At 66.0% G+C, this 24,612-nt stretch carries 20 protein-coding genes; 10 read left to right on the top strand and 10 right to left on the bottom strand.

Annotation, left to right across the window (positions count from 1 at the left end; genetic code table 11):
• Window positions 1–147 precede the first annotated feature (147 nt).
• Both C8J46_RS12365 and C8J46_RS12360 read left to right on the top strand, forming a co-directional pair.
• Complete coding sequence (locus tag C8J46_RS12365) at window positions 148–1,659, top strand: ATPase domain-containing protein (protein ID WP_279388901.1); 1,512 nt, start codon at window positions 148–150, stop codon at window positions 1,657–1,659.
• Between the two features lies 1 nt (window position 1,660).
• Complete coding sequence (locus tag C8J46_RS12360; RefSeq protein WP_132739441.1) at window positions 1,661–3,640, top strand: PAS domain-containing sensor histidine kinase; 1,980 nt, start codon at window positions 1,661–1,663, stop codon at window positions 3,638–3,640.
• A 181-nt stretch (window positions 3,641–3,821) separates the two neighbouring features.
• Here the strand turns inward: C8J46_RS12360 and C8J46_RS12355 are convergent, their stop codons facing one another.
• Genes C8J46_RS12355 through C8J46_RS12330 form a run of 6 tightly spaced genes read right to left on the bottom strand, consistent with a single transcriptional unit; the run spans window position 3,822 to window position 11,114 of the window.
• A complete protein-coding gene (locus C8J46_RS12355) occupies window positions 3,822–5,237 on the bottom strand; it encodes a coniferyl aldehyde dehydrogenase (RefSeq protein WP_132739438.1) in 1,416 nt (471 codons plus the stop codon).
• A gap of 55 nt (window positions 5,238–5,292) precedes the next feature.
• Entirely contained in the window at window positions 5,293–5,973 is a 681-nt protein-coding gene (locus C8J46_RS12350; protein ID WP_132739435.1) for a hypothetical protein, read from the bottom strand.
• 37 nt (window positions 5,974–6,010) lie between these two features.
• Window positions 6,011–7,216: an acyl-CoA dehydrogenase family protein gene (locus C8J46_RS12345; RefSeq protein WP_132739433.1), complete on the bottom strand. Its 1,206-nt coding sequence runs from the start codon at window positions 7,214–7,216 to the stop codon at window positions 6,011–6,013.
• 12 nt (window positions 7,217–7,228) lie between these two features.
• A complete protein-coding gene (locus C8J46_RS12340; RefSeq protein ID WP_132739430.1) occupies window positions 7,229–8,326 on the bottom strand; it encodes an acyl-CoA dehydrogenase family protein in 1,098 nt (365 codons plus the stop codon).
• Window positions 8,323–9,861 (bottom strand): acyl-CoA synthetase, encoded by a 1,539-nt coding sequence (locus C8J46_RS12335; RefSeq protein ID WP_132739427.1) that lies wholly within the window; start codon window positions 9,859–9,861, stop codon window positions 8,323–8,325. The genes C8J46_RS12340 and C8J46_RS12335 overlap by 4 nt, the downstream gene beginning before the upstream one ends.
• The gene (locus C8J46_RS12330) at window positions 9,861–11,114 is read right to left on the bottom strand and encodes an acetyl-CoA C-acetyltransferase (RefSeq protein ID WP_132739425.1); all 1,254 of its coding nucleotides are present in this window, start codon (window positions 11,112–11,114) and stop codon (window positions 9,861–9,863) included. Before C8J46_RS12330 ends, C8J46_RS12335 begins: the two co-directional genes overlap by 1 nt.
• 95 nt (window positions 11,115–11,209) lie before the next feature.
• On the opposite strand from C8J46_RS12330, the gene C8J46_RS12325 reads away from it, so the two are divergent.
• Together C8J46_RS12325 and C8J46_RS12320 are read left to right on the top strand one after the other, a co-directional pair.
• Window positions 11,210–11,782, top strand: coding sequence for a TetR/AcrR family transcriptional regulator (locus C8J46_RS12325; protein ID WP_165886535.1), 573 nt, complete (start codon window positions 11,210–11,212; stop codon window positions 11,780–11,782).
• A 57-nt stretch (window positions 11,783–11,839) separates the two neighbouring features.
• Window positions 11,840–13,459, top strand: a complete 1,620-nt coding sequence (locus C8J46_RS12320) for a choline dehydrogenase (protein WP_132739419.1) — start codon at window positions 11,840–11,842, stop codon at window positions 13,457–13,459.
• A 300-nt stretch (window positions 13,460–13,759) separates the two neighbouring features.
• Here C8J46_RS12320 and C8J46_RS12315 read toward each other — a convergent pair whose 3' ends face one another.
• A complete protein-coding gene (locus C8J46_RS12315) occupies window positions 13,760–14,539 on the bottom strand; it encodes an SDR family NAD(P)-dependent oxidoreductase (RefSeq protein WP_132739416.1) in 780 nt (259 codons plus the stop codon).
• Between the two features lie 104 nt (window positions 14,540–14,643).
• On the opposite strand from C8J46_RS12315, the gene C8J46_RS12310 reads away from it, so the two are divergent.
• From C8J46_RS12310 to C8J46_RS12295, 4 genes are read left to right on the top strand one after another with little or no spacing between them, the layout of a single operon-like run.
• Window positions 14,644–16,014, top strand: a complete 1,371-nt coding sequence (locus C8J46_RS12310; protein ID WP_132739413.1) for a cytochrome P450 — start codon at window positions 14,644–14,646, stop codon at window positions 16,012–16,014.
• 42 nt (window positions 16,015–16,056) lie between these two features.
• On the top strand, window positions 16,057–18,132 hold the full coding sequence (locus C8J46_RS12305; protein WP_132739410.1) for a S9 family peptidase: 2,076 nt from the start codon (window positions 16,057–16,059) through the stop codon (window positions 18,130–18,132).
• The gene (locus tag C8J46_RS12300) at window positions 18,129–20,237 is read left to right on the top strand and encodes a S9 family peptidase (RefSeq protein ID WP_207894166.1); all 2,109 of its coding nucleotides are present in this window, start codon (window positions 18,129–18,131) and stop codon (window positions 20,235–20,237) included. Before C8J46_RS12305 ends, C8J46_RS12300 begins: the two co-directional genes overlap by 4 nt.
• A 48-nt stretch (window positions 20,238–20,285) precedes the next feature.
• Window positions 20,286–20,600 carry a hypothetical protein gene (locus tag C8J46_RS12295; protein WP_132739407.1) on the top strand — a complete coding sequence of 105 codons (315 nt, stop codon included), beginning with the start codon at window positions 20,286–20,288 and terminating at the stop codon, window positions 20,598–20,600.
• 181 nt (window positions 20,601–20,781) lie between these two features.
• Here C8J46_RS12295 and C8J46_RS12290 read toward each other — a convergent pair whose 3' ends face one another.
• From C8J46_RS12290 to C8J46_RS12280, 3 genes are all read right to left on the bottom strand, one after another.
• Window positions 20,782–21,729, bottom strand: coding sequence for an aldo/keto reductase (locus C8J46_RS12290; RefSeq protein ID WP_132739404.1), 948 nt, complete (start codon window positions 21,727–21,729; stop codon window positions 20,782–20,784).
• Entirely contained in the window at window positions 21,726–21,947 is a 222-nt protein-coding gene (locus C8J46_RS12285; protein ID WP_243643350.1) for a hypothetical protein, read from the bottom strand. The genes C8J46_RS12290 and C8J46_RS12285 overlap by 4 nt, the downstream gene beginning before the upstream one ends.
• Window positions 21,948–22,064: 117 nt before the next feature.
• Window positions 22,065–22,436 (bottom strand): hypothetical protein, encoded by a 372-nt coding sequence (locus C8J46_RS12280; protein ID WP_132739398.1) that lies wholly within the window; start codon window positions 22,434–22,436, stop codon window positions 22,065–22,067.
• A 193-nt stretch (window positions 22,437–22,629) separates the two neighbouring features.
• Between C8J46_RS12280 and C8J46_RS12275 the strand changes: the two genes are divergently transcribed.
• Entirely contained in the window at window positions 22,630–23,583 is a 954-nt protein-coding gene (locus C8J46_RS12275; protein WP_132739395.1) for a metalloregulator ArsR/SmtB family transcription factor, read from the top strand.
• Window positions 23,580–24,524 carry a methylenetetrahydrofolate reductase gene (gene metF / locus C8J46_RS12270; protein ID WP_132739392.1) on the top strand — a complete coding sequence of 315 codons (945 nt, stop codon included), beginning with the start codon at window positions 23,580–23,582 and terminating at the stop codon, window positions 24,522–24,524. Before C8J46_RS12275 ends, metF begins: the two co-directional genes overlap by 4 nt.
• Window positions 24,525–24,612: the final 88 nt, after the last annotated feature.

The raw sequence follows: 24,612 nt of genomic DNA, 5'->3' as shown, positions 1-24,612 counted from the left end.
GACGCGACCGGGGCGTCGATCTGCGCGTCGTTTGAGCCAGCGGCGGCGCGGACATTGCCCCGGCTTTGCGATTATCCCGCGACCTCCTATGTTCACCGAGCTTTGGTGTCCGATAGTGGCGCGCCGGGCGAGAGGAAGGAGTGCCAATTGGCACAAGACGACGACCTGCCGACGCGGGCACGGACAGGGATCGACGGGCTCGACGATATCCTCAATGGCGGACTGACCCCGGACCGGATGTATCTGATCGAGGGGACGCCGGGCACGGGAAAGACCACGCTCGGGCTGGGGTTCCTGCTGGCTGGCGTGGAGGCGGGTGAAATCGGCCTGTATATCACGCTGGCCGAGACCGAGGTCGAACTGCGCGCGGTCGCCAAGACGCATGGCTGGTCGCTGGACTCGCTGGTGCTGTTCGAGATGGTCCCTGCGGACGGGTTCAGCGAAGATCACGAACAGACGTTGCTCCACCCGAGCGAAGTCGAACTCGGCGAAACGGTCCGCGACGTGATGGCAAAGGTCGACGAAATCCGCCCGGCGCGGATCGTCATCGACAGCCTGTCCGAATTGCGCCTGCTCGCGCAGAGCCCGATCCGCTATCGTCGCCAGATCCTCGCGCTGAAGCACTTCTTCTCGACGCGCGACTGCACCGTGCTGTTTCTCGACGACAAGAGCGGCAGCGGCAGCGATCTCCAGTTGCACAGCATCGCGCACGGTGTGGTGTCGCTTGAGCAGACGCTGTCCGGCTTCGGGTCGCAACGGCGGCGGCTGCACGTCGTCAAGATGCGCGGCGTGCGGTACCGCGGCGGCTATCACGACTTCGAGATCGAGCGAGGCGGGCTTCGCGTCTATCCTCGACTAGTCGCGTCGGAGCACGGCGATCCCTATTCGGACGAGGCGATGTCGACCGGGTCGAACGAACTCGACGCTTTGCTTGGCGGCGGGCTCATTCCCGGCACGGCCACGCTGCTGACCGGCCCGGCGGGCGTCGGCAAGACCACCGCATCGGTACAGTGCATGATCGCAGCGCTGAAGCGCGGTGAGCGCGCCGCCTATTTCCTGTTCGACGAGCGGTTGCCGACGTTGCTCAAGCGGAGTGACGCGCTCGGCATGGACATGGCGCCGTTCGTCGACAGCGGGCAATTGCTGTTGCGCGCGATCGACCCTGCCGAAATGTCGCCGGGGGAGTTCTCCAACGCGGTGCGTGCGGCGGTCGAGGTGCACGGTGCCAAGGTCGTCGTGATCGACAGCCTGAACGCATACCTGCAAGCGATGCCGAACGAGCAGTTCCTGATCCTGCAAATGCACGAGATGCTGACCTATCTCGGCCAGAAGGGCATCGTCAGCCTGCTGATCCTCGGGTTGCACGGGATTACCGGGGACGTCCGGTCCGATGTCGACCTGAGCTATCTGTCCGATACGATCGTCCAACTGCGCTATTTCGAGGCGCATGGCGAAGTCCGTCAGGCGATTTCGGTGATCAAGACGCGTACCGCACGGCACGAACGGACGATCCGGGAGTTTCAGATCGGCAGCAGTGGTCTGCATGTCGGCGAACCTCTCCGGCATTTCCAAGGCGTGCTGACCGGCGTGCCGACATTCTCCGGTGAAGGGAAAACACTCATGGCTAGCCGGATCGGGACCGAGGACGCGCAGCGCTAGCATGCAGGATCGGGTGCTAATTCTCGCGCCGCGTGGCCGCGATGCGGCAATTGCGGCCGATCTGCTCGACAGAAACGCGATTGTTGCGACGATCTGTGATGATCAAGCGGCGTTGCTCCGACACCTCGATGTCGCGGCGGGTGCGGTGCTGCTCACCGAGGAAGCGCTGACCGCCGAGGATTCGACCGCGCTGACCGCCTGGGTGTCCGCGCAACCAAGCTGGGCGGATATCCCGTTCGTCGTGCTGACAAACGGCACCAAGACGCCGCGGACATTGCACGCGACGCAGCGCCTGCGCGATCTTGGCAATGTCGTGCTGCTCGAACGGCCGCTCCATGCCGAGGCGATGCTGGGCGCGATCCGGTCGGCGCTGACCGCACGCAGTCGGCAATATGAACTGCGCGATGTCGCGGTCACGCTCGAGCGTGCGGTCGAGGATCGTACCGCCGAACTCCGGCTGGCGCGCGAAAGCCTCGAAATCGCGCTCGATGCGGCCGGGATGGGCAGCTGGGACTTCGACCTAACGACCGGAGAAACGCGCCGGACGCAGCGGCATGACGATATCTTCGGGTATCCGCACGGCATCGCGCAGTGGAACCTCGACTCGTTTCTCGAGCATATCGATCCCAAGCAGCGCGACGACGTGAAGCATGCGGTCGACGAGGCATGGCGGATCGGGACGCTCGATCTCGAATGCAGCATCGACGCGGCCGACGGGGTCAAGCGCTGGGTCGTCCTCAAAGGCCGGGTCCGCCACGATCCCGAAGGTGCGGCGGTGCGGATGTCGGGCGTCATCTCCGACGTGACCGATCGCAAGGAAGCCGATGCACAACTCGCCCAGGCACAGAAGATGGACGCGATCGGCCAGCTGACCGGTGGCGTGGCGCATGATTTCAACAATCTGCTGACCCCGATCGTCGGCAGCCTCGACCTGATGCGACGGCGGCACAAGGACGACGAGCGGACGCAACGGATGATCGGGGGCGCGCTGCAGGCGGCCGAGCGCGCCGCGACGCTGACGCAGCGCCTGCTTGCGTTCGCGCGGCGCCAGGTGTTGCAGCCGCGCGCGGTCGATATCGGCGCATTGATCGACGGGCTTGTCGACCTGATCCGTCGATCGCTCGGACCGTCGATCACCGTGGTGCTCGAAGTGCCGCAACATCTGTCGTCGGCGCGGGTCGATCCCAACCAGCTCGAATTGGCGCTTCTCAACCTCGCGATCAACGCGCGCGATGCGATGCCGGGGGGCGGGCGGCTGACGCTGTCGGTCAGTCAGTCGGTGGTCGACGACCGCAATATTGTCGGGCTCGCGGCGGGGAGTTATGTCCGGCTGACTGCGGCAGATACCGGAACCGGGATGGACCGCGCGACGCTGGCACGGGCCACCGAGCCGTTCTTCTCGACCAAGGGCGTGGGCAAAGGCACCGGGCTTGGCTTGTCGATGGTCCATGGTCTTGCCGCACAATCGGGCGGCACGCTGCGCCTGACGAGCGAGCCGGGTGCCGGGACCGCAGTGGAGCTTTGGCTGCCCGCGACGACCGAGACGCCCGTCGATACGATCGAAACCGCGTCCGAACCCGTCCAGGCGCGACAGGGCGCGAAGGTGCTGCTGGTCGACGACGAGGATCTGGTGCGCGCGGCGACCGCGGATATGCTGCGCGACATCGGCTATGTCGTCGTCGAGATGGCATCGGCGAGCCAGGCGCTGTCGGCGATCCGATCGGGCGTCGATGCCGATATTCTCGTCAGCGACTACCTGATGCCGGGGATGACCGGGGGCCAATTGATCGGGGAGTTGCGATCGTCAGGCAACCGCATGCCGGCGCTGCTCGTCACCGGCTATGCGGCGGCGGGCGAGGATGTCCCCGACGACATCATCCGGCTCGCCAAGCCGTTTCGCCAGGTCGACCTGGCCGCGCGGGTCGACGAATTGCTGCGGCAATCGCCCGCGCGGCGGCCGAAACTGCGCGCAGCCGACTAAGGCTGATCGCGCATTCGATTTGAGATTGCCACCTCGGCTTTCTCACCGTCATGCCGGACACGGTCCGGCCTGCAAGGTCTGTAAAATCGACGGCTCCGCGCCCTGTTCTCCCGCGGAGGCGGAGCCCGGTCTGGATCCCCGCCTTCACGGGGAAGCAGGCTTGCTTACTCAAAAAGGATACTCAGCGGACCATGCGCGCGATCGTCTTGGCCGCCGCCGCGCCGTAAGGCGGCTTCAACCCGGCGAGCTTGGCGACATCGAGCCGCGATTGCTTGAAGACGGCGCGCGCGTGGCTGAAGGTGCGGAAGCCGTCGATGCCGTGATACGCCCCCATCCCCGATGGGCCGCTGCCGCCGAAGGGGAGGTCCTCCATCGAGATGTGGAAGATCACGTCGTCGAGCGTCACCCCGCCCGAGATGGTGCGGTCGAGCACGCGGCGGCGTTCCGCCTCGTCGCTGCCGAAATAATAGAGCCCTAGCGGCCGGTCGCGGCGGTTCACCTGCGCGATCGCGTCGTCGATCCCGTCGTAGCGGCGGATCGGCAGGACCGGGCCGAAGATCTCCTCCTGCATCACGATCATGTCGTCGGTCGCGTCGCGGACGATGTGCAGCGGCATTTTCCGCGAGTTGGCGGCGCCGAAATCCTCGTTGGCGGGGTTCACGACCTCGACCGTCGCACCCTTCGCACGGGCGTCGGCGATCCAGTCGGTGAGACGCTGGTGGTGGCGATCGTTGACCACCGAGGTGTAGTCGGCGTTGGCGAGCAGCGTCGGGTACATCGCGCTGGCGGCGGCCTTGATGCCGTCGACGACCTTGGCCTCATCCGCCGAGGGGACGAGCATATAGTCGGGCGCGAGGCAGATCTGGCCCGCGTTCATCATCTTACCGAGCGTCACGCGTTCGGTCGCCTTCGCGATATCCGCCGATGCACCAAGGATGACGGGGGACTTGCCGCCGAGTTCGAGCGTTACGGGGGTCAAATTGTCGGCGGCGGCGTGGAGGATGTGGCGGCCGATCGCGGTCGCGCCGGTGAAGATGAGGTGGTCGAACGGGAGCGCGGAAAACGCCTTGCCGACCTCCGCATCGCCCGAGACGATCGCGAGTTCGTCCTGCGCGAAATACTTGGGGGCGATCTCCTCGAACAGCGCCGCGGTGGCGGGGGTGTATTCACTCGTCTTCGCCATCGCGCGATTGCCCGCGGCGAACACGCCCGCGAGCGGCCCGATCAGCAGGTTCACGGGGAAATTCCACGGCGCGATGATGCCGATCACGCCCTTGGGCTGGTATTCGACCCACGCCTTCGCGCCGAGCAGGCCGAGCGGGAACTGGACCGGACGGCGGTCGCGCTTCATCCAGCGGTCGAGATGCTTGGCGGCATGCGCGATCGGCGCGAGCGACGCGCCGATATCGGTCATCATCGTCTGCTCGCGGCTGCGGTGCCCGAAATCCTCCGACACGGCGTCGCAGAACCGCGCCGCGTTATCGCGCACCATCGCCGCCGCACGCTTGAGTCGGTCGAGACGGACCGCCTTGGTGACCGGCATCTCGGCCATGAACGCTTCGCGCTGGGTGGTCAGGATGGTGTGCATGTCGGTCATCGGGGCATCCTAGGAATGGGGAGTTTTCAGGCATTCGAGCGCATGATTGATGATGCTATTGATATGTCCTGAGGTACGCCGTCGGGATATCGACCGCGTACAGCAAGCCGGACAAGGCCGCGATTACAAACGCGCCGAAGACGACGCCGAGACTACAGAAAGCCGCCAACAGGCCGACTCCCAACCGTTGGCTTCGGGCGTACGTCAGCCAATAGGCCGCGCACCCCAGATGCGTGAAAAGCGCGGTGATCGCGAGCAGGTAATAGGGCGCAAAAAACCAGTAGAATCCGGCGACATGAAAGCCTGCCGCAGCGAACCTAAAATCGGTGTCGAGCGCGAGCGCGATCCGCCCGTAGAGGATGGAGGCGACATGATTGAGCAGAAACGCCGACAGGTACAGACCGGAGATGGCCTGAAGCCAAGCCGCGATGCCCGTTCTTCCGCGCCAGCCGCGAATGACGAGCGTGATACCACTCAACACCTGGACTATGATCAGCGTGAGAAGGATCGGCTCGACGACCGGGTTGCGATAGACGGGGCGGATCGCAGCCATGAACGCGATATGGTCGGCCTGACCCTGCAGGCCCACCAAGTGATTAGCCATGTGCAGGACGGCAAACGTCAGCACCACCAGGCCGGACGTTCTATGCGCGACGCGAAGCGTTGACTTGTACGGGCGGCGCGTCGTTCGATCATCACCGTTATCAAGTATGATGACGGGATGATCGCCAGTCATCGGCGACGATCAACGACTAGGGCGCGATTGCTAATTTTCACGCCCCCACCGGCAAATTCCGGAACGCCTGGTCCTTGTCGACGCGGATTTCGCCGGGCAGGCCGAGGACGCGTTCGGCGATGATGTTCTTGAGGATCTCGTCGGTGCCGCCAGCGATGCGCAGGCCGGGTGCCCACATCGTCGCGGCGTGGAACGCGCCCTTCAACGGGGTCAGCGCGGGGTCGGATATGATGCCGTATTGATCGCCCGCCTCGACCGCGGTGTTGCCGATCGCCTGCAACTGGTTGGCGGCGACGATCTTGCCAATCGAGCTTTCGGGACCGGGCACCTGGCCTTTCGATAGCGCGGTGATCGTCCGCATCCGGGTGTTCCGCAGGCCCTCCGATTGCACCCACCAGTCGGCGAGCGTCTGGCGGAACGCGGTGTCCTTCAGCAACGGGCCGTCTGCGCCATTGGCCTGGGCGGCGAAGGCGAGGATGTCCTCGGGGCCGACGCCGCCGCTCGTGCCGATCGCGAGGCGCTCGTTCATCAGCGTGAACAGCGCGACCTTCCAGCCGCCGTCTACGGGTCCGAGGCGTTGCGCGTCGGAAATCCGGACGTCCTCGAACCAGACTTCGTTGAAGCTCGACCCGCCGGACATCTGGTGGATCGAGCGGATCTCGATCCCCGGCGCCTTCAGGTCGAGCCAGAACATCGTCAGGCCCTGGTGCTTGGGCACGTCGGGGTTGGTGCGGACCAGAACGATGCCGTAATCGCTGTAATGCGCGCCCGAGGTCCAGACCTTCTGACCGTTGATCACCCAGTCGTCGCCGTCGCGGACGGCGCGCGTGCGGATCGCGGCGACGTCGGAGCCGCCGGCGGGTTCGGAGAAGAGCTGCGACCAGATCTCGTCGCCGCGTACCGCCGGGCCGACGAAACGGTGCTTGGTCGCGTCGTCGGCATAGGCCATCACGGTCGGCACGCACATGCCGAGCCCGATCGTGAAATAGCTGCCGTCGACCGCGTGTTTCGCCTCTTCCTGGCCGAAGATGACGCTTTCGATCGGCGTGCCGCCGCCGCCGCCCCATTCCTGCGGCCAGGTGATGCAGGCGTATCCGCCCGCCGCTTTGCGCGCCTGCCACGCCTTCGCTTTGGTCATGTCGTCGGGGTAACGGCCGGCGTCATGCTCGGCGATGTTCGCGTCGAGCCAGTCTCGCGCGGCGGCGCGGTAGGTGGCTTCGGCGTCGCTGTCCTTGAAGTCCATGTGCTGCTCCGATCAGGCGGCGTTGCGCATTTCGAGTTGGCCGACGAGGCGTTCGCGCCACGCGGCGGGGCTGCCGGCGACGAGCGCGAGCTGGCGCGAGCGGCGGTAATAGAGGTGGCAGTCGGACTCCCAGGTGAAGCCCATCCCGCCATGCGTCTGGATGTTCTCCTTCGATGCGAACCAGTATGCGTCAGAGGCGGCGACGCGCGCGGTGGCGGCAGCGAGCGGCAGTTCGGCGGCGCCCACGTTCAGCGCCCACGCGCCGTAATAGGCATTCGAGCGCGCGAGTTCGTTCTTCACGTACATGTCGGCGAGCTTGTGCTTGATCGCCTGGTAGCCACCGATTTGTCGGCCGAACGCGTAGCGATCGAGCGCGTAGCCTTTCGCCATCTCAAGACAGCGATCCGCGCCGCCGAGTTGCTCGAACGCGAGGAGCACCGCGGCGCGGTCGAATACCGCCTGCATCGCGGCGATGCCGTCGTCGCTGCCGAGTTTCTCGCACGGGGCGTCGGTGAAGGTGAGGCGGGCGGCGCTGCGAGTCGGGTCGAGCGTTTCGAGGACTTCGGCAGTAACGCCAACGCCCTTTTCGACAAGGTAGAGGCCGTCGCGGGCTAGGACGACGATCAGGTCGGCGACGTCGCCGTCGGTGACGGGGATCTTCTCGCCGGTGAGCTTGCCGGCGGAGACGGTGGTACGGATCGAGCGTGCGGTGACGGGGCCGGCGCCTTCGGAGGTAGCGAACGCGCCGTTGACGTCGCCCGCCGCGATCCTCGGCAGCCATCGGACCTTCTGGGTGTCGCTGCCGTAGAGCATCAAGGCTTCGGCGACGAAATAGACGGTCGAGGCGAACGGGATCGGGGCGCAGGCGCGGCCCAGTTCCTCGGCGATCGCGCAGAGTTCGATATGGCCGAGGCCTAGTCCGCCGAACTCTTCGGGGATCGCTGCGCCGAGCCAGCCTTGTGCGCCGACCGCTTTCCATAAGTCCGCATCATGCGCTTTGGCGGGATCGTCGAGCACCGCGCGGACGCGGTCGCTGCCGCAATGCGCCGTCAGGAATTTGCGCGCTTCGTCCTTCAGGAATTTCTGGTCGTCGGAATAATCGAAGTTCATGCGGACTCCTTCGAATGCGCCCAATATTCGTCGCGCAGCAGGCGCTTGTAGAGCTTGCCCGTCTCGTGCCGCGGCAGCGTCTCGCGGAAGTCGATCCGGCGTGGCGCCTTGACGTGGCTGAGGTTCGCCCGGGCGAATGCGCTGAGTTCGGCGGCAAGTTGCGCGCGGTCCTCGGATGGATCGGCGGGGCAGATTATCGCCACCACCTGCTCGCCCATCTCGTCGTCGGGCGCGCCGATCACCGCGACGTCGGCGACCTTCGGGTGGGTGACGAGGAGGTTCTCGATCTCGGCGGGGTAGATGTTCACGCCGCCCGAAATGATCATGAAGCTCTTGCGGTCGGTGAGGTAGAGATAGCCTTCCTCGTCGAGCCAGCCGACATCGCCGAGCGTCGTCCAGCCCTGCGCGTTGGCGGCCTCGGCAGTCTTGGCGGGGTCGTTGTGATATTCGAACGCCCCACCGCCCGCGAAATAGACGTCGCCTTCAGCGCGTGGCGGCAGAGCGTTGCCCTCCTCGTCGCAGATCATCGTCTTAGCGGTCAGATTACGTCCGACCGAGCCCTTATGCGCCAGCCATTCCGCGCTGGAGATCGCGCAGAACCCGTTGCCTTCGGTACCCGCGTAATATTCGCCGATGATCGGGCCCCACCAGTCGATCATCGCCTGCTTGACCGGGAGCGGGCAGGGAGCCGCGGCGTGCCAAACCGCCTTCAATGACGACACGTCGTAGCGGGCACGGACCTCGGGCGGGAGTTTGAGCAGGCGGATGAAGTGCGTCGGCACCCATTGCGCGTGCGTGATCCGGTAGCGTTCGATCGCAGCGAGCGCAGCTTCGGGATCGAAATGCTCCATGACGACGACGGTGCCGCCGACCTGATGCACCGCCATCGACCAGCGCAGCGGCGCCGCATGATACAGCGGCGCGGGCGAGAGATAGACCATCTCGGGCGTGAACCCGTAGAGCCCCTTCCCGAGCATCACGAGCGGCGAGACGTTGGTGCCGAACGCCTCGTCCGACAGCGCGTGCTTGACGCCCTTCGGCTTGCCAGTGGTGCCCGACGAATAGAGCAGGATGCCGCCGGGCGATGGATCGGCAATGGGCGTGGCGGGTTTTGCATCGCGCGCCGCTTCATAAGACGCGTACTCGTCGATCGCGCCGTCGACGACGTAGCGGCGCACGTCGTCGAGCATCGGCACCAGCGCCGCCGCAACCTCGCCGCACCCCTCGCTCGCGATCAGCACGCGGCAATTGCCGTCGCGGATGATGTACGCTGCCTCACTCGCGGTGAGTTTCGAGGACAGGCAGGTGCAGTAGACGCCGGTGCGCTCCGCCGCCCACATCACTTCGAGATAGCGCGGCGAATTGTCCATCAGCACCGCGATCCCGTCACCGCGCTTCATCCCGAGCGAGCGGAGCAGATGCGCCCCTTGGTTCGCCCGTTCGTCCAAGTCGCGATACGTCACCGTCTCGCCCGTCACCGCCATGATGTAGGCGGGCTTGTCGGGCGTCGTCAGCGCGTGCGCGACGGGGTGCATCAGACGCGCTCGATGATGATCGCCGGGGCCATCCCGCCGCCCGCGCACATCGTCACGAGCCCGCGCTTCAGGTCGCGGCGTTCGAGCTCGTCCAATATGGTGCCGATCAGGATCGCGCCGGTCGCGCCGATCGGATGGCCGAGCGCGATCGAGCCGCCATTGACGTTCACCTTGTCGCGGTCAAGCTTCAGGTCGCGGATGAACTTCTCGGCGACCACCGCGAACGCCTCGTTGATCTCCCACAGATCGATATCGTCGACCGTCAATCCAGCCTTCGCCAGCACTTTTCGCGCGGCGGGGACGGGGGCGTTGAGCATCAGCGTCGGGTCGTCGCCCATGTTTGCCATCGCGACGATCCGCGCACGAGGTTTGAGTCCGTGCTTGGCGGCATAGTCGGCGCTGGCGAGCAACACGGCGGCGGCGCCGTCGACCACGCCCGACGAATTGCCGGCATGATGGACGTGCTTGATATCGACGTCGGGATAACGCCGGTTGATCTGCTTGCGATACGTCGTGCCCTTGTCGTCGAGCGGTATGTCGGCAATCCCGGCAAACGAAGGGCGCAACGCCGCAAGGCCCTCGGCAGTCGTATCGGGCCGCGGATATTCATCCTTCTCGAGCACCAGCGCACCGGTATCGTCGGTGACCGGCACGAGGCTGCGATCGAACCGCCCTTCGGCGATCGCTACCGCGGCACGGCGCTGGCTTTCCAGCCCAAGCGCTTCGAGCGTTTCGCGGTCGATCCCTTCGATACTGGCGATCGCGTCGGCGCAGATGCCCTGGTTCGATTGCGGATGCGCCGCGTCTAGCCTGGCGTTGCCCGAGCCGATCCCGAGCGGCCGCTTCCCCGCCGCCATGTCGTCCTGCATCATCGTCGTGGTCAGCGACATCATCTCGGTACCGCCGGCAATGACGAGGTCTTCCATCCCGCTCATGATCTGCGCCGCGGCGAAGTTTACCGCGGTAATCCCGCCGCCGCAGAACCGGTCGAGCGTCGTCCCGCTCGCCTTGACGTCATAGCCCGCATCAAGCGCCGCCATCCGCCCGAGATCGCCGCTCTGCTCACCGCGCTGGGTCGAGGTCGACCAGATGATGTCGTCGACATCGGCGGTATCCAGCTTGTTTCGCTCGGCAATCGCCTTCAGGACGGTCGCGGCGAGATGTTGGGGGTGCATGTGCGCAAGCGCGCCCTTGCCGGTCTTGCCGATACCGCGCGGGGTACGGACGGCGTCGATGATCAGTGCCTCGGCCACATCGCTCTCCTGTTGCACCCGCCGGTTCGGTCGTGGTGCCTGAGCCGGATTGCGTCCGGCTTCGGTACGACGTAACATTCGTTATGGGGAATGGCTTGTCAAGCAGGGTATTGTTGGAAGACGGGGCGGCACCACGCGCTGATCTGGCGCCGCGCGACTGGTTGGAAATTGGCCTGCAGTTGCTGAAGGACGGCGGGCTGCGTGCGCTAAAACTCCGCGGCCTGGCGCAGGCGCTCGGTGCATCGACGGGAAGCTTCTATCATCATTTCAAAGACTTCGATGGATATCACGCGGCGCTCGCGGGGTATTTCGTCGAATCGCATATCGATCCGTTGATCGTCACGCTGTCCGCGTCGGAGCTTCCACCGGTCGAGCGCATTCGGGCATTCGCGGATCATGTTCGCGACCACGACATGGCCCAGCTGGCCTTGGCGATGCGCGCCTGGGCGAAAAGCGACGCGCGGGTGGCGGCGGCGATCCGCGAGCATGACGACAAGGTAATGGCGTTCCTCGTCGAGCAACTCGTGGCACATGGGTTCGAGCCGGTTGAGGCAGGGATTCGGGGTTACGCGCTCTTGGCAATCGGGCTTAGCCAGGTCGCTGCGGCCGAAGAGATCGAGCGTAGCGTGTTGCGTGAGGGATTGCTGACCCTGCTGTGCGAGCGCTAGCGTAGGGAACTGACGCGACTCCGTAAAAAAGCGGAGCGTGAACAAGAGGATGCGGGCATGCAGACGTATGACTACGTGATTATCGGCGCGGGCTCGGCCGGCTGTGTGCTCGCCGCGCGACTGACCGAGGACCCCGATGTGAGCGTGCTGCTGCTCGAGGCGGGCGGGCGCAACGACGGCGTGTTGGTGCGGATGCCGGCGGGGGTCGGCGAGCTTATAAAGAGCAAGAATGCGAGCAATTGGGGCTTTTCGACCGAGCCCGAGCCGCATCTCGACAACCGCCGGCTGTGGTGGCCGCGCGGCAAGGGGCTGGGCGGCAGTTCGTCGATCAACGGCATGATCTACACGCGGGGTCATCCGCAGGATTACGACGAGTGGCGGCAGATGGGCTTGCCCGGTTGGTCGTTCGACGACGTGCTGCCGTATTTCAAGCGGCTCGAGGGGCATCACCGCGGCGAGTGCGCCCTGCACGGTGGCGGCGGGCCGCTGACGATCTCGGGCGGCGAGTCCGACAGCCCGTTCTACGACGCGCTGGTCGAGGCGGGACGGCAGGCGGGGTACCCGGTGACCGAGGACTTTAACGGCGCGAGCCAGGAGGGGTTCGGGCGGTACGACCTGACGGTGGCGGACGGGAAGCGCTGGAGCACCGCGGCAGCGTATCTGCGGCCGGTGTTGGCGCGGCGAAATCTGACCTGTGTGACGGGGGCGCGGACGACGCGGATCCGGATCGACAAGGGGCGGGCGGTCGGTGTCGACTATGTGCTCGACAAGGGCGCGCGGGCGGAGTCGGTGACCGCGACGCGCGAGGTGCTTTTGTGCGCGGGGGCGGTGCAGTCGCCACAGATCCTCCAACTGTCGGGGATCGGCGATCCCGACCGGCTGACCGCGGCGGGGGTCGGCGTGGTGCATGCGCTGCCCGGCGTGGGCGAAAATTTACAGGATCATCTCGACGTCGTGATGAACTGGAAATCGCGTGGGCTGCGGACCGGCTATGCGATGACCAAGGGTGTCGGGATGATCGGCGTCGGGCTCAACTACCTGTTGCGCGGCAAGGGGGCGGGGCGGCAGCAGTTCCTCGAGGCCGGCGCGTTCGTATCGTCGCGCGAGGGGCTGTCGCGGCCCGACGTGCAGATCCACGCGGTGCTCGCGATCATGCAGGATCATGGCAAGGTGAAGGCGACCGAGGACGGCTTCACGCTGCATCTGTGCCAGTTGCGGCCGGAAAGTCGCGGGCGGATCGGGCTGCGCTCGGCGGATCCGTTCGCCGATCCGGTGATCGTCGCGAACTATCTGGCGACGGCGGAGGATCGGCGGGTGATGCGAGCGTGTGTCGGGATCGGTCGTGAGGTCGCTCGGCAGGCGGCGCTCGATCCGTACCGGGCGGGGGAGCTGTCGCCGGGCGAAGACGTGCGGACCGACGACGAGATCGACGCCTGGGTGCGGCGGACGGCCGAAACGATCTACCATCCGGTCGGGACGTGCAAGATGGGCACCGCGGACGACAAGCTGGCGGTGGTCGATGCGACGTTGGCGGTGCGCGGCTTGCAGGGTCTGAGGGTGGTGGACGCGTCGGTGATGCCGACGTTGATCGGGTCGAACACCAACGCACCGACGATCATGATCGCGGAGAAGGCGGCGGACATGATCAAGGGACGGCAATTGGCTCGGGCGGCTTGAGGGCAACGTCCCGCTAAACCGAGCACTACCCTCGCTAACTAACCACCACCCCGGCGGAGGCCGGGGCCCAGGTGGAAAGGTGGCAATAACGACGCGCGGTCCTTCGTTAGCACCGTTCCCCAACTGGGCCCCGGCCTTCGCCGGGGTGGTGGTGATGGGTTTTAGTCCTGCGCACCCGTCGATCCTCACCCATCGCCGCCCTCGGCGTCTCTCTCTCTCTCTCTCTCTCTCTCTCAGAGTTGGGAGAGAGAAGGGATGCGCGCGGCTCCTGCCGGGTGGGAAGGGTGAGGACGGCCTACATCACCGCGGCGCCATCCGGATCGCGCCGTCCAGCCGCACGTCTTCCCCATTGAAATACCCACATTCGATCATCGTCAGCGCCAGCGCCGCAAACTCTTCCGGCCGGCCGAGGCGCTTCGGAAACGGCACCGACGCCGCCAGCGCATCGCGCACCTGCTGCGGCGCGGCGGCCAGCAACGGTGTGTCGAAGATCCCCGGCAGGATCGTGTTCACTCGGATTCCCTCGCTCATAAGGTCGCGCGCGATCGGTAAGGTCATGCCAACCACGCCCGCCTTCGACGCTGAATAGGCAGCTTGGCCCATCTGGCCATCCTCCGCCGCCGCGCTAGCCGTATTGACGATCGCCCCCCGCTCGCCGTCCTCGCCCGGCTCAAGCGTCAGCATCCCCGCCGCCGACTTGGCGAGACAGCGGAACGTGCCGACCAGGTTGATCTGGATGATCCGGTCGAACGCATCGAGCGGGAAATGCTTGATCGAGCCGTCCTGCTTCGATCGCCCCGCCGTCTTCGCCGCATTCCCCGTGCCTGCGCAATTGACCAGGATCCGCTCCTGACCGTGCGCCGTGCGCGCCGCTGCGAACCCGGCGTCCACGCTGTCGTCCGAGGTCACGTCGACCTTGCAGAACACCCCGCCGATCTCCGCCGCGAGCGCTTCGCCCTTGTCCGCCTGGAGGTCGAAGATCGCCACTTTCGCGCCCTTGGCGGCCAACGCGCGCGCGGTCGCCGCGCCCAATCCCGACGCGCCGCCGGTCACCACGGCAGCACTGTTTGCGAGGTCCATGCATCTCTCCTGTCAAAGCCCCGGGATCCGCGCCCCGGTTGCAGAACATTAGTTATGCCGGTATTCGAGGCTTGCCAAGCCGGCATGTCGCTGAGGATCCGCCGATGAGCCACGCCATGTTGCAGAACGCCAGCGCGCACTGGCTCCCGCGTCAACGTAAGGGCGCGCTCGATCATATCCCGGGCAATTACGGACTGCCGTTCGTCGGCAACACCTTCAAACTGCTCGCCGATCCGATCGCGTTTTCGGAGACCATGGCGGCGCGCTATGGCCCGGTGTATCGCAATCGCGCGCTCGGCGGTACCGGCGTCAACCTGCTCGGTCCCGATGCGAACGAACTGGTGCTGTTCGATCGCGACAAGATCTTCTCGTCCGAACAGGGCTGGGGGCCGGTGCTCAACCTCCTGTTCCCGCGCGGTCTGATGCTGATGGATTTCGACAAGCATCGCGCCGACCGGAGGACGTTGTCGGTGGCGTTCAAGCCCGAGCCGATGCGGCATTATGCGACCGAACTCGATACCGGGATCGAAGCGGCGATCGGTGGCTGGGCCGGGCAGACGTTGCGCTTCTACGACGTGGTGAAAAAGCTCACGCTCGATCTCGCCGCGACCAGCTTCCTCGGCGTGCCGCTCGGCGCGGAGGCGGATCGGATCAACCAGGCGTTCGTCGACGAGGTGCAGGCAAGCGTGTCGCCGATCCGCAAGCCGTGGCCGGGGACGCAGATGCGCAAGGGGGTGAAGGCCCGCGCGTATCTGGTCGACTTCTTCGAGCGTGAGATTCCCGCGCGCCGGACCGGAAACGGCCAGGATTTCTTCTCGCAGTTCTGCCGCGCGACCGATGACGACGGCGCGCCGCTGAGCGCGCTGGCGATCGCCGACCACATGAATTTCCTAATGATGGCGGCGCACGACACGATCACGTCGTCTGCGACGAGCTTGGTCATGCTGCTCGCGCGCAACCCGGAGTGGCAGGAGCGGCTGCGCGAGGAAGTCGCCGCGCTGGATACGGCGCTGCCGCTGACCGAGCAGCTCGATCGCCTGATCCTCACCGAATACGCGTTCAAGGAATCGCTGCGGATGATGCCGCCCGTCCCGTCGATCCCGCGCCGCGCACTGAAGGATTTTAGCTTCGGCGGGTATGATATTCCCGCGGGCACGAGCGTCGGGACGGCGATCACCTACACGCACCGGATGGCCGAATACTGGCCCGATCCAGAGCGGTTCGACCCGCTGCGCTTCACGCCCGAGGCGTCGAAGGGCCGCCACCGGTTCGCGTGGGTGCCGTTCGGGGGCGGCGCGCATATGTGCATCGGCTTGCACTTCGCGACGATGCAGATGCGGCTGCTGATCGCGCACCTGCTCACGCGCTACCGGATCGAGGCGGCGGCGGGCAGCGGCGATGCGTGGCAGGTCTTCCCGATCCCGCGCCCGAAGGATGGTTTGCCGGTGACGTTCGTACCGCTTGCCACCCCGTAATAGTGTGTCATCTTCGCGCGGTTCATTCGAAGGAGCCGTTCGTTGCGCTTGACCCTTGCCCTCCTTCTGCTCGCGGCGACGCCGGCCCTTGCCCAGCAACAGCCGGCCGCGCCACTACCGGACGCACCGACGCGCAGCTTCACCGGGAGCGACCTGTTCGGTCTGACGATCGCGGCTGATCCGCAGATCAGCCCGGACGGCAAGACGATCGTCTATGTCCGCCGCACCGGCGACGTGATGACGGACAAAATGCAGTCGTCGCTCTGGCTGATCGACGTCGCGAGCGGACGGCAGACGCCGTTTGCGACCGACGGCAGCAGCCCACGCTGGTCGCCCGATGGTGCGCGGATCGCCTATGCCGCCCGCGACGGCGAGGGATCACAGCTGTTCGTCCGTTGGATCGGCGGTGCGCAGAGCGCGCGCGTGACCAGTTTCCCCGGCGATCCGCAGGCGCTCGCTTGGTCGCCGGACGGGACGAAACTCGCCTATATCGCGACCGTAGCGGGCGAGGGCACTAAGCTCGGTACGCAGCCGCCCAAGCCCGAGGGCGCGAAATGGGCCGAGCCGCTGACGATCATCGACCGCGTCAACTACCGCAACGACGGACCGGGCTATGTGAAGCCGGGTTACGACCACCTCTTCGTGGTCGGTGCCGACGGAGGCGCCGCGCGGCAGCTGACATACGGCAAGTTCGACGATGGCGGCCCCCTGTCATGGACGCCAGACGGCGGCAGCATTGTCTTCGCCGCAATCCGGGGGGCGGCGGCCGACCGCCAGGTGATGAACTCCGACGTGATCGCGGTCGACGCGACGAGCGGCACGATGCGGACGCTGACGACGCGCGACGGTCCCGATGCGCAGCCGCGCGTGTCGCCGGACGGCGCGAAGATCGCCTGGCTCGGTTTCGACGACAAGCGCCGCAGCTATGAGAATACGCAGCTCTATGTCGGCGACCGTGACGCCGCCTCGCCGCACTCGCTCACCGCGACACTCGATCGCGCGATCGAAGACGCAGTGTGGTCCGCCGACGGCCGCAGCCTCTATGCAAGCTATGACGACCACGGCCAGCGCCGCGTCGCCCGCATCGGTGTCGATGGCCGCGTCACGCCGCTGATCGACAACGTCGCGGGCGGCGGGCTCGACCGTCCCTATACCGGCGGCGAGTTCTCGGTCTCGAAGGGCGGGACGATCGCCTATACTGGCGGCGACGCGAGCGCGCCCGCCGACGTCTGGGTTCTGGCGGGCGGTAAACCCCGCCGCCTGACGATGCTCAACGCGGTGCTGACCGGATCGAAGGCGCTCGCGCAGGTCCGCAAGATCGCGGTGACCGCGCCCGATGGTCGCCCGATCGACGCATGGCTCGCGACCCCGCCGGGCCGTGTCGCGGGCCAGCGTGTGCCGCTGATCCTCGAAATCCACGGCGGTCCGAACGCCGCCTACGGTCCCGGCTTCGCGACCGACATGCAGCTCTACGCCGCGGCCGGCTACGCCGTGCTCTGGACCAACCCGCGCGGCTCGACCTCCTACGGCGCCGAATTCGCGAACCTGATCGACAAGACCTACCCCGCCGCCGATTACGACGACCTGATCGCCTCGGTCGATGCGGCGATCAAGGACGGCACCGCCGACCCGGACAATCTGTTCGTGACCGGCGGATCGGGCGGCGGGCTGCTGACCGCGTGGATCGTCGGCAAGACCGACCGGTTCAAGGCCGCCGCAACACAAAAGCCGGTAATCAACTGGATCAGCGAGGCGCTGACGATGGACAATACGCTGTTCACCTCGCGCTATTGGTTCACCAAGCTGCCATGGGAGGATCCGATGAGCTATTGGAACCGTTCGCCGTTGAGCCTGGTCGGCAACGTGAAGACGCCGACCCTGGTCGTGGTCGGTGGCGACGATTACCGGACGCCGGTGAGCGAATCCGAGCAATATTACGCGGCGCTCCAGATCCGCGGCGTGCCGACCGCGCTAGTGAAGGTGCCGGGCGCGAGCCACGGTGGCCTCGCCGCCCGCCCGTCGCAGTCCGCGGCGAAGGCGTCGGCGATCATCGCCTGGTTCGATCGATACCGGAAGCCGGCAGTCGCAACAGCACCGGCACAGGGAGCAGCACAATGACGATACGGTACATGATGCTTGCCGGCGTGGCGCTGGTCTCGACGGCGGCGGTCGCGCAGGTCCAGCCGCCGCGCGTGGCGAAGAAGCCGTTCCAGGTGACGTCGCCCAACGGCGCTCGCGAGGATGACTATTACTGGCTGCGCGACGACACGCGGAAGAACCCCGAGATGCTCGCCTATCTCGCCGCGGAGAACGCTTACGCCGATGCGCAACTCGCGTCGCTGAAGCCGCTCCAGGCGAAACTGTACGAGGAGACCGTCGCGCATATCAAGCAGGACGACAGCTCGGTGCCGTATGCGAAGAACGGCTATTATTACGGCTCGCGGTTCCAGACCGGTGCGGATTACCCGATCCTCGAGCGCCGCAAGGGCAGCCGCACCGCACCTGCCGAAACACTGTTCGACCAGCCGGCGATGGCGAAGGGCCACAGCTTCTTCGCGCTGAGCGACTGGGCGGTGAGCGCCGACAACGCCCGCGTCGCGTGGGCCGAGGATACCATCGGCCGTCGGCAGTATGTCCTCAAGGTCAAGGACCTCGCGACCGGCGCGACGATCGCCGACACGCTGTCGAACATCGAGCCGAACGTTGTCTGGGCGGACGACAACAAGACCATTCTCTACGTCGAGAAGGACCCCGTCACGCTCCGGGGCTACCGCGTAAAGGCGCACGTCCTCGGCACGCCCGTCGCCAGCGATCGGCTGCTGTACGAGGAGAAGGACGATACCTACTCGATGGGCGTCTCGCGCACGGCAGACGACAAGTTTATCTGCATCGGCGTGAGCAGCACGGTCAGCGACGAGCAACGCTGCGCCCCGGCCGTCACGCCGACCAGCTTCACGATCGTCGCGCCGCGCGCGCGCGAGTTCCGCTACGGCGCGGATCACATCGGCAACCGCTGGATCATCCGCACCAACCGGGACGCAAAGAACTACAAGCTCGTCACCGTCGCCGACGCTGATCTCGCCAAGGGCACGGCAGCGTGGCGCGATCTGACGCCGGCCAGCGACAGCGTCTTCATCGAGGGGTTCAAGCCGTTCGACGGATTCGTCGCGATCGACCAGCGCGAGGGCGGCAACCGCATGATCCGGGTGCTCAACGATGCGGGCAAGTCGACCGCCGTGACCGCCGACGAACCTGCCTATCGCATGTCGCTCGACGTCAACGAGGAGACGTCGACTCCGTGGGTGCGCTACACCTATGGCTCGCTCGTCACCCCGACGACCACCTACGAGGTCAATGCGAAGACCGGCGAGCGGCGCGTGCTGAAGGTCGCGCCGGTGCCGGGTTACGATCCCGCAAAATACGTCACCGAACGCGTCTGGGCGCCAGCGCGAGACGGCACCCGGATCCCCGTGTCGCTGGTCTACGCCAAGGGCACCAAGCGCGACGGCACCGCGCCGCTCTTCCAATACGCCTATGGCAGCTACGGGATATCGAGCGATCCGGGCGTCGATCCGGGCCGCATCGGCCTGCTCGATCGCGGCGTGGTGTATGCGATCGCGCATATCCGCGGCGGGCAGGAGATGGGCCGTGGCTGGTATGACGACGGGCATCTGCTCAACAAGAAGAACAGCTTCACCGACTTCATCGACGTCACGCGGTATCTCGTCGCGCAGAAATACGCCGCCAAGGACCGCGTCGCGGCGATGGGCGGTAGTGCCGGCGGGCTGCTGATGGGCGGCGTCGCGAACATGGCGCCGCAGGATTACAAGCTGATCATCGCGCAGGTGCCGTTCGTCGACGTGGTGACGACGATGCTCGACGCGTCGATCCCGCTGACGACGTTCGAGTATGACGAATGGGGCAACCCCGCGCAGAAGGCGTCGTACGATTATATGCTGAGCTATTCGCCGTACGATAACGTCAAGGCGAAGGCCTATCCGGCGCTGTATGTCGGCACCGGGCTGTGGGACAGCCAGGTGCAATATTACGAGCCGACCAAATGGGTCGCCAAATTGCGCGAACTGAAGACGGACACGAACCCGCTGCTGTTCCGGGTGAACATGGAGGCGGGGCATGGCGGCAAGTCGGGGCGGTTCGAGCGTTACCGGCAGAATTCCGAGTGGCAGGCGTTCATGCTGCAACAACTTGGGCTGGCTAAATAACGGCTCGGCACTCGGAGCAGTGCCGGATCGAAACGAGAAGGTGCGCGGATGCTGGTTCGGATTTTCATGGGCGCGAGCTGGGCTGCGGCAGATCGGCAGGAGGATTATGAGTTCGATGCGCTGCCGGCGGTCGGTCACAAGCTCGCGATCGCGTATGACGATGGTTGGGAAGTGGCGACGGTGCGCGACATCGTTCACCGGCTGACCGATCCGGAGACGGCGGCGGATATCGCGGTTCTGGTGTCGGTGCCGGTTACGAGCGGGAATGCGGCGGATGCGCTGCCGCTCGCCGGGTTGGATGGCGTGAGCGGTGCATCCTCAAGAGCGTCGGTGCCGAAGACGGCTAGCCCTTGGGGTTCGTGAGGCTTTGTCGTTGCGAAGCGTTACGCCACAGTTCTGGAATGGTTGTCCGAGATAACCCGGCAAAACCCGTCATCCTGACGAAAGTCAGGACCCAGAGCACCAAACGCTGTCTTCTGTAACCCTGGGTCCTGACTTTCGTCAGGATGACGGGGAGGTTCGCGGACGTCTGATACTTGAAAGTCTACGCGCCAGCGTCGGTCAACGCGTCCAGCTGGTCCTTCGACAATTCGAGCGTCATCGCGGGGAGCAGGTCCTCGATCTGCTTCACGCTGGTGGCGCTGGCGATCGGCGCCGTCACGCCGGGTTGCGCGATCAGCCAGGCGAGTGCGACCTGTGCGTGGATGGCCCTGGTGGCTTCGACGACCGAGTCCATCGCCTCCAGAACGGCCTTGCCCTTGCCTTCGAGCAGTTCGCCCATCCGGCCGCCGCGGACGCTCTGGCCGAGATCATCCTTGGTACGGTATTTGCCGGTCAGGAAGCCCGATGCGAGGCCGTAATACGGCAGCACACCGATATTCTCCGTAACGCAGTAATCCTGCAATTCGCCCTCGAACTTGGTCCGGCTGACGAGGTTATATTCGGGCTGGAGCACATGGTAGCGCGGCAGATCCGACGTCTTCGCGGCCTCGACAGCGGACTTGAGGCGGGCGGCGTGGAAGTTCGACGCGCCGATGACGCGGACTTTCCCCGCATCGACCAGCTTACCGAACGCTTCGAGGACGGCTTCCTGCGTTTGCGAGTCGTCGTCCTGGTGTGCGTAATACAGATCGATGCGATCGGTGCCGAGGCGCTTGAGCGAGGCTTCGGCGGCCGCGGCGATACGCGCGGGGGCGAGCTTCTCGCCGCCTTCGCCAGGGAGCATGCCGACCTTGGTCGCGATCAGCACGTCGTCGCGCTTCCCGCTGGCCTTCAGCCATTCGCCGATCATTGCCTCGGACTCGCCGCCCTTGTGGCCGTCGACCCACGCCGAATACACGTCGGCGGTATCGATCATCGTGCCGCCGCCGGCGACGAACGCGTCGAGCACGGCAAAGCTCGCGGCGCGGTCGGCGGTCCAACCGAACACGTTGCCGCCGAGGACGAGGGGGGCGATCTTCAGATCGGTCGAGCCGAGGCGGCGAAGGGTCATCGGGTCTGATCGCTTTGGTTCGAGAGGGGATTCGATGGTGTTTCGGTGTCGGGCGCAGTGTCGTCAGAAGCGGCGGCAATCGCGTTCAGATCGACGCTGTTGGCGTCGAGCATCGCGGCGGCTTCGTTCAACTGATGCGCTTCGTCGGCGGTGACGGCGCCGGGTTCGCTGGCGGGTGAGCAGGCTGCCAACGAAGAAATAGCAAACAGCGCCCCCACCACCACACCGTCATGCCAGCGAAAGCTGGTATCTCTCTGTGCCGGTCGTCGTGACCCGAACTGGAAGATCCCAGCGTTCGCTGGGATGACGGGGAGGTGGGGGCGCCCTAGCAAGGCTTAGTCCTTGATCGCGTTGCCGGCGCGGGTCAGCGCGTTGCCGGTGGCGTCGGCGGCGCGGTCGGCACCGTTGCTGATCGAGGCGCCTGCGCGGTCTGCACCGGCTTCGATGCGGTCACCGGCGCGATCGGCCTTCACATCGAGATTGTCGGTGGCGTTGTCGAGCTTCGCACCGGCGTTGTCGAGCGAGCGCTCTGCCGAACCCAGCGCGCGATCGCTGGCTGCGCTGACGTCGTCGACGGCGTTGGCGGTGGTCGCGCTGGCGTCGGCGGCGATCGCGTTGGCGGCCTGTGCGGTCTGGTCCTGCGCGTTGTTGCTGCAAGCGGCGAGGCCGGCGGTGAGCGCCAGGGCGGGGATCAGGAACTTCTTCATAGGTATCTACTCCCGTGGATGTCGTCTTGTGGACCGGGGAATCCCCAGCCCATAGCGCAATCGAACGCGGAGAAAGCGTTTCCGATCCGTCACGATCGCGCGCGATGCGATAAGTCGCAGAAACCTATGGCGGAAATGGAAGATGCGCACGCCTGCGTTGACCTCATATAAAGAAATCTTTATATGAACTTTCATGACGATGGCGCTCGACATCTTCCGTGCACTGGCGGACGCGACCCGGTTGCGGATCCTTGCGCTGTTGCGGCGGATGGAGCTGTCGGTCGGCGAACTCGCGCAGGTGCTCGGGCAGAGCCAGCCGCGTGTCTCGCGGCACGTGAAAATTCTGTGCGATGCCGGGCTGGCCGAACGTCGCAAGGAGGGCAGTTGGGTGTTCGTCGCGCTCGGCGCACCGGATGTGGTCGAGCCGGTTGCAGGCGCGCTCGATACCTGGGCGAAGACCGAGCCGGATCATTGGGCAGTGGCGGACGCGGCGCGGCTTGCGGCGGTGCGCGCGGATCGGGCGGCATCGGCGGCGGCGTGGTTCGAGGGGCATGCCGACGAGTGGGACGCGATTCGGTCCTTGCATGTCGCCGATAGCGAGGTCGAGGCGGCGATGGCGGCAGTGCTCGGCGACGCGCCGGTGGGGACGCTGATCGATATCGGTACGGGCACCGGGCGGATGCTCGAACTGTTCGGCGGGCAGGCTACGGTCGCGCTCGGGATCGATCGCAGTTCGGAGATGCTGCGGCTAGCGCGCGCGAAGCTGCACGACATGACGCATGCGGAGCTGCGGCAAGCGGATCTGTACGCGTTGCCGATGGCGGATGCTGCGGCCGACGTCGCGATCCTGCATCACGTGCTGCATTTCGCACAGCAGCCGGGCGCCGCGGTCAGCGAGGCGGCGCGCGTGCTCGTACCGGGCGGTCGGTTGCTGATCGCCGATTTCGCGAGCCACGACCGCGAGGAGCTGCGGGTGCGCGATGCGCATACGCGTCTCGGCTTTGCGGACGAGCAGATGGCGGCGTGGTTCGACGCGGCTGGCTTGCAGACGGCGCGCGTGGAGACGCTCGAGGGCGGTGAGTTGACGGTGAAATTATGGCTCGGTCGAAAGATCGGCGCGAGCTTGCGTGAGGTGAAGGCGGCATGACGAACATTTCGATCCCCCAACTGGCAGAAGCGCGCCGCGCGCTCGAAGAACCGCTGTTCGCGGACCTCGCGGGTGATGTCGGCTTAAGCTTCGAGTTCTTCCCTCCGAAGAGCGAGAAAATGGAGACGCAGCTCTGGGAGGCGATCCGCACGCTGGAGCCGCTCGGCCCGGATTTCGTGTCGGTGACGTACGGCGCGGGCGGCTCCACGCGCGAGCGGACGCATGCGACGGTGGCGCGGATCCAGCGCGAGACATCGATGAACGCCGCCGCGCATCTGACCTGCGTCGAGGCGACCAAGGCCGAGATCGACCAGGTGGCCGAGGAATATTGGGCAGCGGGCGTGCGCCACATCGTCGCGCTTCGTGGCGACATGCCGACGCTGGGTCAGCCCTATCAGGCGCATCCGGGCGGGTATGAGAACGCCGCGGCTTTGGTCGCGGGGTTGCGGAAGCTGCATCCGTTCGAGATTTCAGTCGCGGCGTATCCCGAATGCCATCCGGAATCGGGCGGGCATGACGCGGATATTGATAATCTGAAGCGCAAGATCGATGCCGGTGCGACCCGCGCGATCACGCAGTTCTTCTTCTCGCCCGAGGCGTATTTCCGGTTTCGCGACCGGGTTGCAGCCGCCGGGATCACCGCGCAGATCCTGCCGGGTATCCTGCCGGTGTCGAACGTCGCGCAGACGCGGAAGTTCGCTGGGCTCTGCGGTGCGGAGATTCCGGCGTGGATGGACCGGTTGTTCGAAGGCCTCGACGATCATCCTTCGGCGCGGCAGCTCGTGGCGGCGACGATCGCGGCCGAGATGTGCCGGCGGCTCTATGCGGGCGGGGTGAAGGACTTCCACTTCTACACGCTCAACCGCGCCGAGCTGGCCTACGCGATCTGCCACATGCTCGGTGTTCGCGCGAAACCGAGCGAAAAGGTTGCCGCGGCGTAACTCCCCTCCCGCTTGCGGGAGGGGTCAGGGGAGGGGCTGGCCCAACCCGACCGTCTCGTTTGCGGCACTTCCCTCCCCCGACCCCTCC

This window comes from Sphingomonas sp. PP-F2F-A104-K0414 (assembly GCF_004340945.1).
GTDB lineage: Bacteria > Pseudomonadota > Alphaproteobacteria > Sphingomonadales > Sphingomonadaceae > Sphingomonas.
The sequence above is the reverse complement of the archived record's forward strand: the minus strand, read 5'-3'. Positions and strand labels throughout refer to the sequence as shown.